The following is a 14,561-nucleotide window of genomic DNA, read 5'->3' as shown; positions in this document are numbered from 1 at the left end:
CTGCGGAAGGCGGCCGCACCGACCTCGTCGGTGCGGCCGCCTTCGACCGTCGACGGCGTCGGGGGTCCCGGGTAGCGTGCTGCCATGCCCGAGGGTGACTCCGTGTTCCGCCTCGCGGTCCGGTTGCGGCAGGTCGACGGGGCCGTCGTCCACCAGGGCGAGATCCGCGGCGGCCGCGCGGCCGGGCTGCGCCTCGACGGGCGACGGGTCGTGGGGCACGCCACGCACGGCAAGCACCTCCTGACGCGGTTCGACGACGGCTCGACCCTGCACACGCACATGCGCATGCAGGGTTCGTGGACGATCACCGGCGCCGGTCGACGACTCCCGGCCAGCGCCGCACGGGGTGCCCGGGTCCGGATGGGCCTCGACGACGGGCGCACGGTCTGGGGGCTCGACCTGCCGGTGGTCGAGCACCTCCGCACCGCGGACGAACCCCTCGTCCTCGGGCACCTCGGCCCCGACCTCCTGCACGACGGGTTCGACGTGCACGCGGCCGCAGACCGGTTGCGCGCCTCGACGGCGCCGACGATCCGGGAAGCACTCCTCGACCAGCGGGTCGTCGCGGGGCTCGGCAACCTCTGGGTGAACGAGCTGTGCTTCCTCCGCGGGCTGCATCCAGCCACCCCCGTCTCCGCGGCCGACGGCGAGCCGCTCCTCGCCCTCGCGCGGCGGATGCTGTGGCACTCCGCGACCACGCCCGACGCCTACCAGACGACGACGGGCCGCCGCGGGAAGGGGCAACGGCACTGGGTCGTCGGTCGTGCCGGGCGGCCGTGTCTCCGGTGCGGGACCGCCGTGCAGGCCGCTGACCACGTCGACGTCGCCGGTTCTCCACCGCGGCGGGCCTGGTGGTGTCCGCGCTGCCAGCCGCTTCCCGCCCGCTGACCCGCCCGTCGACCGACCGACACCGTGCGCTCCGTGCCGGGGACCGGTAGGAACGAGGGATGACGCAGGGCGGGTGGACCGAGGACGTCCTCGGCGCGCCGTACGAACGGCTCGAGCTCCCGCTCGGCGAGGACCTCGAGGGACCGGTCGTCGCGACCCTCGTCCGTCGGCGACGATCACCCGCCGACCTGCTCCACGCCCGCGGGCCGCTGCACGGGGTCGACGTGCTCTACGTCCACGGCTGGTCGGACTACTTCTTCCAGACCGAACTCGCCGAACGCATCGAGCGGCTCGGCGCCCGGTTCCACGCACTGGACCTGCGGAAGTACGGCAGGAGTCTGCGTCCGCACCAGACACCGGGCCACATCGGGGACCTCGCCACGTACGACGAGGACATCGGCGCCGCCCTCGACGCGATCGCGTCGGAGCACCGCGGCGAGCGCCGACTGGTGCCGATGGGCCACTCGACGGGCGGACTCACGCTGTCGCTGTGGGCGGCACGGCACGCGGAGCTCGTGTCCGGGTTGATCCTCAACAGCCCGTGGCTCGAGTTCCAGGCCGACTCCGCCGTGCGGGCGTTCATCGCACCGCTGGTCAAGCTCGGCGCCCGGCGGAACCCACTCGCGCCGCTCCCCGCCGTCGACCCCGGGTTCTACACGCGGACCGTCTCCGCGTCCGGCGAGGGGAACTGGACGTACGACCAGCGGTGGCGGCCGGAGCGGGGGTTCGCGCTGCACCCGGGATGGCTCGACGCCGTCTTCGAGGGGCAGGCCACCGTCGAGCGCGGCCTCGGCCTCGAGGTCCCCGCCCTCGTGATGCTCAGCGACAAGAGCATGCTGCAGCCACGGTGGGACGACGGCATGGCGCACGCGGACGTCGCGCTGAACGTCGACGTCGTGGCACGGCGGGCGCTCTCGCTCGGCGAGGAGGTGACCGTGCGGCGGCTCCGGGGAGCGTTGCACGACGTCGTGCTGTCCACGGAGCCGGTGCGCGAGCGCGCCTACGACACGATCGGGCGGTGGGCCGCGACGCTCGGGTGAGCGTCGGCACACCGCCCGCGCCGGTCGCTCGTCACCGCAGAGCGGCGACCGCCTGCTTCGTCGCCGCGGCGACCAGGGGGTCGTCGGCCTTCGCGTCCGACCGGTCCGTTGCCGTCATCACCACGACGACGATCGGTGCACGGCCGGTCGGGTAGACCACCGCGATGTCGTTCCGGACGCCGTACTCCCCCGTGCCGGTCTTGTCGGCGACCGGCCACGCGGGATCGACCCCCGCGCGGACCGTGCCCGCCCCGGTGGTGTTGTCGAGCATCGTGTCGCGGAGGAGGGTCCGATCGGTGGTGTCGAGCGTCTTCCCGAGCAGGACCCGCCGCAGGTCGGACGCGAACTGCGCCGGGGTCGTGGTGTCGCGGTCGTCGCCTGGGGTCGCCTCGTTCAGGTCCGGCTCGACGCGGTCGACGTTCGTGGTGCGGTCGCCGATGCCGCGGAGGTACCGCTCGACGGCGTCCGGGCCGCCGACGCGTTCGACGAGCAGGTTCGCCGCGGTGTTGTCGCTGAACCGCATCGCGGCGTCGATCAGCTCGCGGACGGTCATGCCGGTGTCCACGAACCGGCTGGTGATCGGCGCGTACTCGAGCAGGTCGCTGCGGTCGTAGTGCACGAGCGTGTCGAGGTCGGCGTCCGAGTCGTGGGCGAGCACCGCCGCGACGATGAACGTCTTGTTGGTCGACGCGAACGGGAAGCGTTCGTCCGACCGGTACGACACCCGTTGCCCGGACGCCGTGTCGATCGCGGTGACGCCGAGTCGGGCGTCGTGCTGGTGCTCGAGCGCCGCGAACGCGCGGTCGGAGGAGTGTGTGGAGACCGACGCGGACGCGGAGGTGGCGGGCGCCGGTGACGCACTGCACCCGGTGAGCGCGATGGCCGCCGCGAGGACGATCGCTCCGACGGCGGTGCTGTTCCTGGTTCGCATGTCCCCAGCATCGTGCCCCGATCCCATGCTGTCGAAGACCGAAAGGCGCCGATCCATGCCACATCGGCATGGATCAGGGTGCACGGCATGGATCTCGTCGCCGCCTGCCGCGTGCTCGTCGAGGTGGAGGAACGCGGTGGCGTCACCCGCGCGGCCGCGGCGCTCGACATCGCGCAGTCGGTCGCGAGCCGCCGCATCGACGCCCTCGAACGACACCTCGGCGGACCCCTGCTCGAACGGAGCTCCAGGAGCGCGGTGCTGACCCCGTTCGGCAAGGACCTCGTGCCGTCCGCCCGCCGGCTCGTCCGACTCGCGGACGAACTCGAGCTCGACGCCGACCGCGCCCGGCTCCGACCGGTGTCGATCGCCGTGCCGGAGACCTGCACGACCAGGGACCTCGCGGTCGCCGAAGCCACGGCGCGCGGAGCCGGCGTGCGGCTCGACCTGCGTCGGGAACCGCCGGCACGCCGGGCCGAGCTCGCGGCTGCGCGGACGGTGCGGGTGTCGATCGTCGCCGTCCCGGCCGCCGGCGCACGGTGGCGGGTCCCGCTCGGCGCAGCCGGCCGACGCCACAACGACCGCCCGCTCCGGCTGGAGGGGCTGCGCCCCCGTCGCACGATCCGTCAGCACGACGACGACCACGGCAGTCGCCTCCGCATCGGACCGGAGGACGACGTGCCCCACGTCCGCGACGTCCTCGGCCGGGCGGCGGAAGCCGCTGGACTCCTGCCGTCCCAGCTGCCGACGGACGCGACGACGACGTCCTCGCTCGCGGCGGTCCTCGCCGACGGGGACCTGCTGCTGTGCTCGGAGGCGGAGTCCGTGGCGTACGGGTTGCACTGGCGACCGTTCGTCGGCACGGAGCTCGCACGCGGGTACGCCGTCCTCGCGGAGAGCGAGCACGACGCCGACGCGGTGCAGCGGGCGGTCGCCGACGAGCTGGCCGTCGCGCTGGGGGTGCCCGATGTCGGATGAACGGTTCCTCGCCGGGGTCCGTGACGAGCTCCGGGCGGCGGGTCTCCGCGCGGCGATCCTCGTCCGAGACCTCGACACCGGTCGCGAGATCGCGCTCGACGCGGACGTGCCCCTCCCCGCCGCCTCGCTGACGAAGCTGCCGATCGCCCTCGCCGTGCTGGACCGCGTCGAAGACGGCAGGCTCGACGGCGCGCAGGCGGTGACCGTGCCCGCCGGGAACCCGACCGAGGGGACCCCGGGCACCGGACGGTTCCGGCACGCGGCCGTGATCGCCGTCGACGACCTCGTGTCCCTCGCGCTGACGATCAGCGACAACGGCGCGGCGGACGCCCTGCTCGAGCTCGTCCCGCCCGCCGACGTGACGGCGGACGTCGCCGCGCTGCACCTCACCGGCATCGCCGTCCGCCATCCGTTCCGCGACCTGTCCGACACCCCGCTCGAACGGTTCGCGCCCGACGAAGCACACCTCGCCCACACGCTCGCGATCCGCGGGTCGACACCGGCGCACGGGCACCCCGTCCGGCAGCTCGACGTCGCGCGGACCAACACCGGTACGGCACGTGCGTGGGTCGACCTGCTCGCCGCGATCTGGAACGAACGGGGCGTCCGACCCGCCGTCGCGCACCGGCTCCGCGAGCACCTGCACGGCAACGTCATCCGGCACCGACTCGCCCCCGACTTCGCGTCGGACGCCTCGACCTGGGCGTCCAAGACGGGGACGCTCCTGAACCTCCGGCACGAGATCGGCGTGGTCGAGCACCCCGACGGCTCCCGGTTCGCCGTCGCGGCGCTGAGTGCGTCCGAGGTGGCCGCGGGCACCCAGCCGGCTGCCGAAGCAGCCCTGGGCGCGGCAGCCCGCGAGCTGCACGACCGGCTCCACGACCCGCGGTGAGGGCCGACGCCGCTCAGGCTGTCAGAGGCTCAGGCGGCCGGGCGGCAGAACAGGTTCACGAGGTTGCCGTCGGGGTCCCGGAACAGCGTCGACCGGTTGCCCCACGGCATCGTCGTCGGCGGCAGCACCACGTCGTCGAGGTCTGCCCGCAGCGCGTCGAACGCGGCGTCGACGTCGTCCACCAGGAACTCGACGACCACGCTGCCGTTCGACTGCGCGATCGGCGCGTCGCTCGCCAGCATCGCGACGGTCGCCGGGGACGCCAACGCGAGGACCAGGCCGCCGGTGACGATCTCCGCGAACACCGGAGCCGGGCGGTTCGCGGTCGTCCCCGTGACGCGCTCGTAGAACGCGGTCATGCGGTCGAGGTCGTCGGTGATGATGCGGATGGATGCGAACTGCATGGTGGCCTCTCCGTCGGCCGCGGTGACCGACGTCCCGAGCATGCTCCACCGTTGCGACACCGTCATGTCGGTGTTTCAGGAACCGGTGCTTGAGGAACCCGGACGACCGAGTACCGGCCGGAGCACCCCGTGCGGGATGTCGAGCTCCTCGACCGCGATCGTCCGGGCCGGCGAGCGCTCCCCGGTCTCCTCGACGTGCAGCACCCGATCGCCGCGGAACACCCGGACGCCCTCGCGCAGGCGGCACCACGCGACGAGGTACCAGTCCTCGCCCTTGCCGATGTACCCGAGGGGCTCGACGAGCCGTTCGGACGCGGCCCCGTGTGCGTCCCGGTAGGTCATCCGGAGCACCCGCCCGTCGGTGAGCGCGCGCGCGAGCCCCGTCGGCGGTGCAGCACGGTCGCCCGATTCCAACAGGTGCACCCTGCTCGCGAGCCGCGCCGTCCGTGCCGCGTCGTCCTCCGTCAGGACCGCCGTCACCTTGCGTGCAGCAGACGCCGCGGCGTCCCGGAACGGACTCCCCGCGAGCGCGCCGAGCCCGATCGACACGGCGAGTGCCTCGTCCACCGTGAGTCCGAGCGGCGGGAGCGTCGCGCGAGCGTCGATCGTGTAACCGCCGGTCCGCCCGGCGTCCGCCCAGATCGGGACGCCCGACTCCTGCAGTGCGCGGAGGTCCCGCTCGACCGTCCGCGTGCTGACGCCGAACCGCTCCGCCAGCCGTGTCGCACTCCGACGGGCCGGCGCAGCGGCACGGAGCTCCTCGACCAACGCGTACAGGCGGTCCGTCCGGTTCACACCAGGACCATACGGCAGTGCGGCGGCTAGCCTCGCGGCATGGGTCTCTCCGTCAGCGCCGACGACCGGATCCGCGCCCTCACGACCGCGCTGGCCCACGCGGCCCCGGGGAGCGTCGTGACACTCCGTGGATCGCGGGCAGCGGGCACCGAGGACGAGTTCAGTGACATCGACCTCCGGTGGGGCGTCGGCACGATCGGCGACCAGGCGCTCGAGTCCCTCCCGTCGGCGCTCGGCACGATCGGCACGGTGGAGTCACTGCGCCTCGATCCGGACGAGGAACGAGGCCGGCGACTCGTCTTCGTCCGGTTCACCGACTGGTCGCTCTTCGAGCGCGTCGACCTCGAGGTGGGCGGCGTGTTCGGCGACACGGCCCCGTCGTGGGCCCGTCCGTGGTCGCCGGCCGAGAGCGCACTCATGAACGCGGTTGCCGCGGTCAAGGCGGTCGGCCGTGGACGCGGCGACGTCGACGGGCTCCTGGCACGAGGAGCGGCGCGACTCGGCGCCGCTCCCCCGACCGGATCGTTGGTGGAGCGGGTCGACGCAGTCGTCGATGCTGCGGTCCGCGCCGACCCGGCGCAGCGGACCCTGGCGGCCAGGGTCCGCGCACTCGTCACGTGATCCGTGCCGGACGGGAGGCTAGTGACGACGCCGCCACGAGCCTCCCGTCCGCCGTGGCGCCCCGTCACGGACGTCGCGCCCCGCGGTGACGGGGCGCGACGTCTGCGCAGGGGCGCGACCCGCGCGCTACGCGCGCGACAAGCGCTCCACCGTGGCGTGCGCGCCGTCGGCGATGAGTCCGTCGAGGGCGTCGCGGTAGGCCGCGACGAATCGCTCGTCGTCGACGAGGTCGCCGAAGACCTGCCGGTTCGCGATGAAGGCGAGCCGGTCGTCCCGCTGCGTGATGGCGATCCGGTTGAGGGACTCGGCGAGGCGGTCCACGATCTGGATCGGCTCGCCGGACTCGTCGGTTCCCTCGTCGTACCTCGCCCACGACGCGACGATGCCGGCGGACAGCGTGACCGGACCGCCGGACGCGAGGTTGTCGCGGACGACGGGCAGCAGCCACTTCGGGATGCGGTCGCTCGACTCGGCGCAGAGGCGCGCGAGGGTGTCCCGCACCTCGGGGTTCTGGAAGCGTTCGATCAGCGTCGACTTGTAGTCCTCGAGGTCGATGCCGGGCACGGGGTGCAGCGTCGGGGTCGCTTCCTCGTCCATGTAGCGGCGCAGGAACGTCGCGATGGCGGGGTCCTGCGTCGCCTCGTGCGCGTAGCGGTACCCGGAGAGGTACCCGAAGTAGCAGAGGCCCTGGTGCGACGCGTTGAGGAGCCGGAGCTTCATGAGTTCGTACGGCTCGACGTCCTCGACGATCTGCACGTCGGCGTCCTCGTACGGCGGTCGACCAGCCGGGTGGTCGTCCTCGAGCACCCACTGGAAGAACGGCTCGGCGACGACGGGCCAGGCGTCCTCGATCCCCAGGTCGTCCCGCACCATCGCCCGGTCGTCGTCGGTCGTCACGGGCGTGATCCGGTCGACCATCGAGTTCGGGAACGACACGTGCTCGTCCATCCAGTCCGCGAAGGCCGGGTCCTGCAGGCGGGCGTAGGCGGTGAACATGTCCCGGGCGACGTGCCCGTTGCCCTGGATGTTGTCGCACGACATGACGGTGAACGGCTGCTCGCCACGATCGCGCCTGCGGCGGAGCGCCTCGACGACGAGGCCGAAGACGGTGTGCGGCGGCTGGTCCCCGCGGAGGTCGGCGACGACGCCCGGTTCGTCGGCGACGAACTCCCCCGTGACGTGGTCGAAGTTGTAGCCGCCCTCGGTGATGGTGAGGCTGACGATCTTCGTCTCCGAGTTCGCCATCTTCTCGACGACGGCGTCCGGGTCGTCCACGGCGAGCATGTAGTCGACGATGCTGCCGATCACGCGGGTCTCGAGCGAGCCGTCCGGGTGCTTGAGGACCAGCGTGTACAGGCCGCCCTGGTCGGCCATCGCGGTGGCCATCCTGCGGTCCTGCTCGAGGACCCCGACGCCGCAGATGCCGTACTCGCGGGCCTCCCCCAGCTGCAGCAGCCGGTCGATCACCATCGCCTGGTGCGCGCGGTGGAAGCCCCCGACGCCGAAGTGGACGATGCCGGCGGTGATCCCGGCACGGTCGTAGGTGGGGACGGTGATCCCGCTCGCCGCGATCTCGTCGAGGGTCTCCGGGGACAGGCGGACGGACATCGGTACTCCTTCGTACGGCGGTCGGGGCAACCGCCAGTCAACCACGAGCACACGTGTGCAGAACACATGTTCCGCACGGGGTACGTGTCTGAAGATCCGCTCCACAATGGTGCACTCAGTGCATCGATGCACTTAGTGTCTTCGATGTGACCCTCTCGATCGACCGTCGTGCCGCCCTCAAGGCGAAGCACCGCGCGGCGATCCTCCAGGCCGCTCGCGACCTCGTCGAGGAACGTGGCGATCGCGACTTCAGCGTCGACGACCTCGCCACCCGTGCGGACATCGCCCGCCGCACGGTCTTCAACCACTTCGGGTCCCTCGACGAGGTCCTGTTGGCGGTCTGCGAGCAGGAACTCTCGGTGATCATCGACCGGTTCCTGAGCGACGTCGCGAACACCCCGGTCGGCGACGGCAGCCGGGCGTCGATGTTCGACGAGCTCGAGTCAGCCGCACGCGGGGCGGACATCGCACCGGCGATCGCGAGCATGTACCGGATCCTCGGCGATCCCGAGAAGGAGAACCAGAAGGCCGCCGTGCTCATCCAGACGGCGTTCACCAGGGTCACCGAGCGCCTCCGGATCGAGGTCGCCCGCCGCTACCCCGGCGCAGACGAGCTCGACGCGTGGCTGCTCGTCGAGTCCCTGATGAGCGGGATCGTCGTGATCGCCGAACACTGGCTGCGAACGACCGGGCCGCGCCTCGACCAAGAAGCGCTCGACGACTGGGACGCCCTGCTCGGCAGGCTCGTGCACAGCGTCCGCAGCGGGTACATGCCCGCGCACTGAGACTGCACCTCCAGGGGTCCGCCGGCGTGCCCCGCCCAACCAGCACCACCACAACGAAAGGAACGGGGCACCGCATGGCCGGTCTGCTCTACCGCCTCGGACGATTCTCCGCTCGGCGGCATTGGCTCGTGATCGTCTCCTGGATCGTGATCATGGGGATCGCGGGCGGCACGTACGCACTGTTCGCCGGGTCCATCTCGTCGTCGATCACCATCCCCGGCACCAAGACGTCCCAGGTGCAGGACGAACTCGCGGACAAGTTCCCGAGCGCGAACGGCGGCAACGGCACGCTGGTCTTCGAGACGAAGAGCGGCGACGCGTTCACCGACGCGCAGAAGACCGACATCGCGGACTTCATGAAGGACCTCGAGGACCTGAAGGGCGTCAAGGGCGCGACCAGCGGCTTCGACACCCAGCAGCAGCTCGACGACCAGCGCCAGAAGCTCGTCGACGGGCAGCAGCAGATCGACGACGGCCGCACGAAGATCACCGACGGGCAGCAGCAGCTCGACGCGCAGAAGCAGCAGCTCGAGGACGGCAAGGCGAAGATCGCCGCCGCCCAGGCGCAGCTCGACACGCAGAAGCAGCAGGCAGCGGCGGCCGGTGGCGCCGCGGCAGCCGCCGCCGAGGCCCAGCTCGCGCAGGCACAGGCGCAGATCGACGCCCAGCAGCAGCAGATCACCGCCGGTGAGCAGCAGATCGCCGACGCACAGAAGACGATCGACACGAACACGCAGAAGCTCGACGACAGCGAACAGGAGCTGCAGCAGGGCACGAAGCTCCTCGACCTGTCGAAGGACATCCGCTTCGTCTCGAAGGACGGCAGCGCCGCGATCGGCACCGTCCAGTTCACGAAGTCCACGTACGAGGTCCCGCAGACCACGAAGACGGCCATCTCCGACAAGGCCGACTCCGCCGGCATCAGCGGCGTGAACGTCTACGTGTCGAACGACATCGCCCAGGGCGTGCCGTCCATCCTCGGCCCGGGTGAGATCGCCGGTGTCATCATCGCCGCGCTCGTGCTGTTCTTCATGCTCCGCACGGTCATCGGCGCCGCGGTCCCGCTCGTCAGCGCGCTGCTCGGCGTCGGCGTGGCATCGCTCGCCGCACTGTCCTTCTCGAGCCTCGTCGAGTTCATCTCGGTGACGCCGGTGCTGGGGGTGATGCTGGGCCTGGCGGTCGGCATCGACTACTCGCTGTTCATCCTGAACCGACACCGGACCCAGCTGAAGCAGGGCATGCAGGTGCACGAGTCCATCGGGCTCGCCAACGGCACGTCCGGGAACGCCGTGGTGTTCGCGGGCGCGACCGTCATCGTCGCCCTGCTCGCGCTCAACATCACCGGCATCCCGTTCCTCGGCCTGATGGGCACGGTCGGCGCGGTTGCGGTCTTCTTCGCGATCTGCATCGCGACGTCGTTCACACCGGCACTGCTCTCGCTCATCGGCATGCGGATCCTCCGGAAGAAGGAACGCGCACGCATCGGCAACACGGGCTCGACGCGGGTGCCGAACAAGCCGATGTCGACCTGGCGCGCGATCATCACCCTGGTGGCGGGGGTCGCCGTGCTCGGGACCATCGCCCTGCCTGCGGCGCAGATGCGCCTCGGCCTGCCGAGCGGCTCGTCCGAGGCCGTCGACTCCAGCCAGTACAAGGCCTACAAGACCCTCGACAAGGAGTTCGGCGCCGGTCAGAACGGACCGCTCCTCGTCGTCGCGACCCTGCCGAAGGCCATCGACGAGGACGACGTCACGGCGACCGAGGTCACCATCGGCGAGGCCATCGCGAAGAACGACGACGTCGACGCCGTCCTGCCGATCGGCGCGTCGAAGGACCGCTCGATCATCGCCTTCCAGGTGAAGCCGAACGGCGGCCCGGACAGCGTCTCCACGGAGGACCTCGTCAAGGACCTCCGCGCGCAGAACGTGACCGTCGACGACGGCAAGGCATCCCTCGGCGTCGCGGGCAACGCATCGGCCAACATCGACGTGTCCGAGAAGCTCGCGAACGTCCTGCCGCTCTACCTCGTGGTGGTCGTCGGCCTGTCGCTCATCATCCTGATCATCGTGTTCCGGTCATTCCTGGTCCCGATCACGGCGACGGCGGGCTTCATCCTGTCGGTCCTGGCGTCCTTCGGTGGTCTGACCGCGATCTACCAGTTCGGCTGGCTCGGCAGCGTGTTCGGGGTGCACGACCCCGCACCGATCCTGAGCTTCCTGCCCATCATCGAGATCGGCATCCTGTTCGGGCTCGCGATGGACTACCAGCTGTTCCTGGTGTCCGGCATGCGGGAGGCGTACGCCCACGGCGCATCGGCGAAGGTCGCCGTCCAGCGTGGTCTGCACGCCGGTCGCGCGGTGGTCACGGCGGCGGCGATCATCATGATCTCGGTGTTCGCCGGGTTCATCTTCTCGGACTCCTCCACGATCAAGCCCATCGGCTTCGGCCTGGCGTTCGGTGTGCTGGTCGACGCGTTCGTCGTCCGCATGCTGCTCATCCCGGCGGCGATGCACCTGCTCGGTCAGAGTGCGTGGTGGTTCCCGAAGTGGCTCGACCGCATCGTGCCGGACGTCGACGTGGAGGGCGCGAAGCTCGAGCGCTCCCACCCGGTCGCCGGGCACGAGGACACCCACACCGGTTCGCACGCGCTCCTCGCGGAGCCCGACGCGAACGCGCACGAGTCCGGTCACCCGCCGGCGCACCGCGCGTAGCGACGCACCAGCCTGGAGGCCCGGTGCCGGTCCGTCGGACCGGCACCGGGCCTCCTGTCCGTGCGCCCACCCCGCGCTGCCCGCCGCGCCCGCCCGCGCTGCCGACTCGGAACGACACCGTCGCTGTCGTACGACAGCGGTCCTGTCGCCCCTTGCACGCGCAACTGTTGCGCCCGCGTGCGAACGACACGGTCGCTGTCGTACGACAGCGGTCCTGTCGCCCCTTGCACGCGCAACCACCCGCGCAACCACCCGAGCGAGCGCCCGTCGACCACCCGAGCGAGCACCGAACCACCCGCGCGAGCACCCGACGCGCGATCGTTCGTACGCGAACGGTACGCTGGGCGCATGGCGCAGACCGAGATCGACCCCCTCGCCCTCGACCGACAACTCTGCTTCGCGCTCGCGGCCACGAGCCGCAGCGTCATCGGGCTGTACCGCGACCTGCTCGAACCGATGGGCCTCACGCACCCGCAGTACCTAGTGATGCTCGCCCTGTGGGAGCACGACCCCCGATCGGTGCGCGAGATCGCCGACGAACTCCGCCTCGAGTCCGCGACGCTCAGCCCGCTGCTCAAGCGGCTCGAGGCCTCCGGGTACGTCAAGCGCACCAGGAGCAGCAGCGACGAACGACAGCTCGAGGTCTCCCTGACGACCGCCGGACGAGCACTCCGCGAGCGCGCCCGCTCGGTGCCGATCGCCGTCGCGGACCGGCTCGGGTGGCCGCTCGACCGACTCGAACGACTCAAGGACGAGCTGACGGAACTCCTCGAACTCGTCGACACCGTGTGATCCGCATTCGTTCGTGCCATAATGATGAGTGCACGAATGAAAGGACCATCGTGGGACGCTTCGGCAGCTGGTACGAACGCTGGAACAGCACGCTCATCCGCAAGATGGGTCCGTCGCAGATCGGTGCAGGGCACCCGGAAGGCGTCGACGACCGCAGCATCGACCGCCCGTGCCCGATGTGCGGCGCGGCGCTCTCGCGACACCAGGTGATCCGGCCGGAGGGGCAGGTCCGGTCCTCCACGCTGGTCTGCCCACGCGACTGAGCCCACCAAGACCGGGCCAGACGGGACTGCGTCGCCCGGGAACTGGGAATCGACCCCATGCCGGAATTGCACCGAGCAACAGGACGTTCCACCTCGTCGTGAAGCTCTTCGAACCCGCCACCTTCGGCGCACTCCCCCTGTCGAACCGCATCGTCATGGCCCCGCTGACCCGCACGCGCGCCGGCGAGCACGGCGTCCCGAACGACCTGCTCGTCGAGCACTACGCGCAGCGTGCGAGCCTCGGTCTCATCGTCACCGAGGGCACCTGGCCCGTCCAGGAAGGCCGCTCGTACCCCGGCCAGCCCGGCATCGAGACCGACGAGCAGATCGCCGGGTGGCGTCGCGTGGCCGACGCCGTGCACGCGGCCGGCGGCACCATCGTCATGCAGCTCATGCACGGCGGCCGGGTCTCGCACCCGTCGATCGCCGGCACACCCCGCATCGTCGGGCCGTCCGCCGTCGCAGCACCGGGACAGACCCACCTGGCCGACGGCTCGAAGGCCGACATGCCGGTCCCGCACGAGCTGACCACCGCCGAGGTGCAGGACGCCGTGCAGGGCTTCGTGCAGGCGGCCCGCAACGCGATCGCCGCCGGGCTCGACGGTGTCGAGGTGCACGGAGCGAACGGGTACCTCGTGCACGAGTTCATGTCGAGCACGTCGAACACCCGCACCGACCAGTACGGCGGCTCCCCGGAGAACCGTGCCCGCTTCGCGATCGAGGTCACCACCGCGATCGCCGAGGCGATCGGCGCGGACCGCACCGGCATCCGCCTGTCGCCGGAGCACGGCATCCAGGGCGTCATCGAGAACGACCCGGCGGACGTGCTGGCGACCTACACCGCCCTCGCCGAGGGTCTCGCACCGCTCGGCCTGGCGTTCGTCGACGTCCTGCACGCCGAGCCGACCGGCGAGCTCGTGCAGCACATCCGTCGCACGGTGGGCGCCCCGTTCATCGTGAACTCGGGCTTCAGCGCGCTGACCACCCGCGACGAGGCGATCGCCCTGGTCGACGGCGACCACGCGGACGCCGTCGCAGCCGGACGCGCCGCGATCGCGAACCCGGACCTCGCGCACCGCTGGGAGCACGACGCCGAGCTCAACGATCCCCGCCCCGAGCTGTTCTACGGCCAGGGCGCCGAGGGCTACACCGACTACCCGACGCTCGCCGAGTCGCGCGCGACGGCCACCGCGTAGCAACCGGGCAGCAGGACCGACGGGAGGCCCGTGGCGGGATCGCCACGGGCCTCCCGTCCGTCACGGCGCCGGTCGGTCCTGGTCAGCGCCGTCCCACAGGTCGGCGCACTCGACGCGATCTGCGCCGTTCCGGCGCAGGTACGCGCCGGCACCCCGGTCCCCGTCGAGTTCGGCGCGGACAGCGGGCCAGTGCGCGCGACCGAGGAGGACGGGGTGCCCCGGACGGCCGTCGTGGACGGCCTGGCGGAGCGTGTCCACGCGGGGTCTCGGCCCCAGTACCCGGCGGACCGCATCGGCCGGGAGCCCGGGCAGGTCGACCAGGGCGACCAGGGCGGCATCGACCGCCTGGTCCTCGTCGAGCGCGGTGAGGCCGGCGTCGAGGGAGGCACCGAGCCCGTCCTGCCACCGCTCTGCGACGGTCACGCTGACCGCTGTCCGTGCGGGGACGAGCGCGCGGGCCTCGTCGGCGGCGGCACCGAGGACGACCACGACGCCGTCACAGCCGCCGTCGAGCAGTGCCCCGACGGCCAGTTCCAGCCACGGCCGGCCGGTGTCGTCACGGACGAGCGCCTTCGGCCGGCCCATGCGCGTGCCGCCGCCGGCGGCGAGGACGAGTCCGACGGTCCGGGTCTGCATGCCCCGAGCATGCCAGCCATCACG

15 protein-coding genes are annotated in these 14,561 nt (G+C 71.6%); 10 read left to right on the top strand and 5 right to left on the bottom strand.

Features of this window, described 5'->3' with window-relative positions:
- Positions 1–84 precede the first annotated feature (84 nt).
- Both ACEN9V_RS16745 and ACEN9V_RS16740 read left to right on the top strand, forming a co-directional pair.
- Positions 85–888 carry a DNA-formamidopyrimidine glycosylase family protein gene (locus tag ACEN9V_RS16745; RefSeq protein WP_413601260.1) on the top strand — a complete coding sequence of 268 codons (804 nt, stop codon included), beginning with the start codon at positions 85–87 and terminating at the stop codon, positions 886–888.
- A gap of 59 nt (positions 889–947) precedes the next feature.
- Positions 948–1,928 carry an alpha/beta hydrolase gene (locus tag ACEN9V_RS16740; protein WP_413601259.1) on the top strand — a complete coding sequence of 327 codons (981 nt, stop codon included), beginning with the start codon at positions 948–950 and terminating at the stop codon, positions 1,926–1,928.
- Between the two features lie 31 nt (positions 1,929–1,959).
- Here the strand turns inward: ACEN9V_RS16740 and bla are convergent, their stop codons facing one another.
- Positions 1,960–2,859 carry a class A beta-lactamase gene (bla, locus tag ACEN9V_RS16735; protein WP_413601258.1) on the bottom strand — a complete coding sequence of 300 codons (900 nt, stop codon included), beginning with the start codon at positions 2,857–2,859 and terminating at the stop codon, positions 1,960–1,962.
- 87 nt (positions 2,860–2,946) lie between these two features.
- Here bla and ACEN9V_RS16730 point away from each other — a divergent pair, with 87 nt between their 5' ends.
- Complete coding sequence (locus tag ACEN9V_RS16730) at positions 2,947–3,834, top strand: LysR family transcriptional regulator (protein WP_413601257.1); 888 nt, start codon at positions 2,947–2,949, stop codon at positions 3,832–3,834.
- Entirely contained in the window at positions 3,824–4,726 is a 903-nt protein-coding gene (locus ACEN9V_RS16725; RefSeq protein ID WP_413601256.1) for a serine hydrolase, read from the top strand. The genes ACEN9V_RS16730 and ACEN9V_RS16725 overlap by 11 nt, the downstream gene beginning before the upstream one ends.
- A gap of 29 nt (positions 4,727–4,755) precedes the next feature.
- Here the strand turns inward: ACEN9V_RS16725 and ACEN9V_RS16720 are convergent, their stop codons facing one another.
- Together ACEN9V_RS16720 and ACEN9V_RS16715 are read right to left on the bottom strand one after the other, a co-directional pair.
- A complete protein-coding gene (locus ACEN9V_RS16720; protein ID WP_413603076.1) occupies positions 4,756–5,130 on the bottom strand; it encodes a VOC family protein in 375 nt (124 codons plus the stop codon).
- Positions 5,131–5,205: 75 nt separating this feature from the next.
- Positions 5,206–5,925: a helix-turn-helix transcriptional regulator gene (locus ACEN9V_RS16715; protein ID WP_413601255.1), complete on the bottom strand. Its 720-nt coding sequence runs from the start codon at positions 5,923–5,925 to the stop codon at positions 5,206–5,208.
- A 39-nt stretch (positions 5,926–5,964) separates the two neighbouring features.
- On the opposite strand from ACEN9V_RS16715, the gene ACEN9V_RS16710 reads away from it, so the two are divergent.
- Positions 5,965–6,546, top strand: coding sequence for a hypothetical protein (locus ACEN9V_RS16710; RefSeq protein ID WP_413601254.1), 582 nt, complete (start codon positions 5,965–5,967; stop codon positions 6,544–6,546).
- Between the two features lie 126 nt (positions 6,547–6,672).
- Here ACEN9V_RS16710 and ACEN9V_RS16705 read toward each other — a convergent pair whose 3' ends face one another.
- Positions 6,673–8,154: a mannitol dehydrogenase family protein gene (locus ACEN9V_RS16705; RefSeq protein ID WP_413601253.1), complete on the bottom strand. Its 1,482-nt coding sequence runs from the start codon at positions 8,152–8,154 to the stop codon at positions 6,673–6,675.
- A gap of 146 nt (positions 8,155–8,300) precedes the next feature.
- On the opposite strand from ACEN9V_RS16705, the gene ACEN9V_RS16700 reads away from it, so the two are divergent.
- The 5 genes from ACEN9V_RS16700 (at position 8,301) to ACEN9V_RS16680 (ending at position 13,901) form a co-directional block, all read left to right on the top strand.
- The gene (locus ACEN9V_RS16700; protein WP_281265412.1) at positions 8,301–8,939 is read left to right on the top strand and encodes a TetR/AcrR family transcriptional regulator; all 639 of its coding nucleotides are present in this window, start codon (positions 8,301–8,303) and stop codon (positions 8,937–8,939) included.
- A 74-nt stretch (positions 8,940–9,013) separates the two neighbouring features.
- Positions 9,014–11,650 carry an MMPL family transporter gene (locus ACEN9V_RS16695; protein ID WP_413601252.1) on the top strand — a complete coding sequence of 879 codons (2,637 nt, stop codon included), beginning with the start codon at positions 9,014–9,016 and terminating at the stop codon, positions 11,648–11,650.
- 348 nt (positions 11,651–11,998) lie between these two features.
- Positions 11,999–12,442: a MarR family winged helix-turn-helix transcriptional regulator gene (locus ACEN9V_RS16690; RefSeq protein WP_413601251.1), complete on the top strand. Its 444-nt coding sequence runs from the start codon at positions 11,999–12,001 to the stop codon at positions 12,440–12,442.
- 50 nt (positions 12,443–12,492) lie between these two features.
- Positions 12,493–12,705 (top strand): hypothetical protein, encoded by a 213-nt coding sequence (locus ACEN9V_RS16685; RefSeq protein ID WP_402730100.1) that lies wholly within the window; start codon positions 12,493–12,495, stop codon positions 12,703–12,705.
- A gap of 98 nt (positions 12,706–12,803) precedes the next feature.
- A complete protein-coding gene (locus ACEN9V_RS16680) occupies positions 12,804–13,901 on the top strand; it encodes an alkene reductase (RefSeq protein ID WP_413601250.1) in 1,098 nt (365 codons plus the stop codon).
- 60 nt (positions 13,902–13,961) lie between these two features.
- On the opposite strand, the gene ACEN9V_RS16675 is transcribed toward ACEN9V_RS16680, so the two are convergent.
- Positions 13,962–14,537, bottom strand: a complete 576-nt coding sequence (locus ACEN9V_RS16675) for a nucleotidyltransferase family protein (RefSeq protein ID WP_413601249.1) — start codon at positions 14,535–14,537, stop codon at positions 13,962–13,964.
- Positions 14,538–14,561 lie beyond the last annotated feature (24 nt).

Origin of the sequence: Curtobacterium sp. Curtsp57 (assembly GCF_047324335.1) — a bacterium.
In the GTDB taxonomy this organism is placed as follows: Bacteria; Actinomycetota; Actinomycetes; order Actinomycetales; family Microbacteriaceae; genus Curtobacterium.
The sequence above is the reverse complement of the archived record's forward strand: the minus strand, read 5'-3'. Positions and strand labels throughout refer to the sequence as shown.

Excerpts from the sequence above, each read along its gene's own strand:
- ACEN9V_RS16745 (WP_413601260.1), top strand. The coding sequence starts at position 85 with ATGCCCGAGGGTGACTCCGTGTTCCGCCTCGCGGTCCGGTTGCGGCAG.
- ACEN9V_RS16740 (WP_413601259.1), top strand. The coding sequence starts at position 948 with ATGACGCAGGGCGGGTGGACCGAGGACGTCCTCGGCGCGCCGTACGAA.
- bla (WP_413601258.1), bottom strand. The coding sequence starts at position 2,859 with ATGCGAACCAGGAACAGCACCGCCGTCGGAGCGATCGTCCTCGCGGCG.
- ACEN9V_RS16730 (WP_413601257.1), top strand. The coding sequence starts at position 2,947 with ATGGATCTCGTCGCCGCCTGCCGCGTGCTCGTCGAGGTGGAGGAACGC.
- ACEN9V_RS16725 (WP_413601256.1), top strand. The coding sequence starts at position 3,824 with ATGTCGGATGAACGGTTCCTCGCCGGGGTCCGTGACGAGCTCCGGGCG.
- ACEN9V_RS16720 (WP_413603076.1), bottom strand. The coding sequence starts at position 5,130 with ATGCAGTTCGCATCCATCCGCATCATCACCGACGACCTCGACCGCATG.
- ACEN9V_RS16710 (WP_413601254.1), top strand. The coding sequence starts at position 5,965 with ATGGGTCTCTCCGTCAGCGCCGACGACCGGATCCGCGCCCTCACGACC.
- ACEN9V_RS16705 (WP_413601253.1), bottom strand. The coding sequence starts at position 8,154 with ATGTCCGTCCGCCTGTCCCCGGAGACCCTCGACGAGATCGCGGCGAGC.
- ACEN9V_RS16695 (WP_413601252.1), top strand. The coding sequence starts at position 9,014 with ATGGCCGGTCTGCTCTACCGCCTCGGACGATTCTCCGCTCGGCGGCAT.
- ACEN9V_RS16690 (WP_413601251.1), top strand. The coding sequence starts at position 11,999 with ATGGCGCAGACCGAGATCGACCCCCTCGCCCTCGACCGACAACTCTGC.
- ACEN9V_RS16675 (WP_413601249.1), bottom strand. The coding sequence starts at position 14,537 with ATGCAGACCCGGACCGTCGGACTCGTCCTCGCCGCCGGCGGCGGCACG.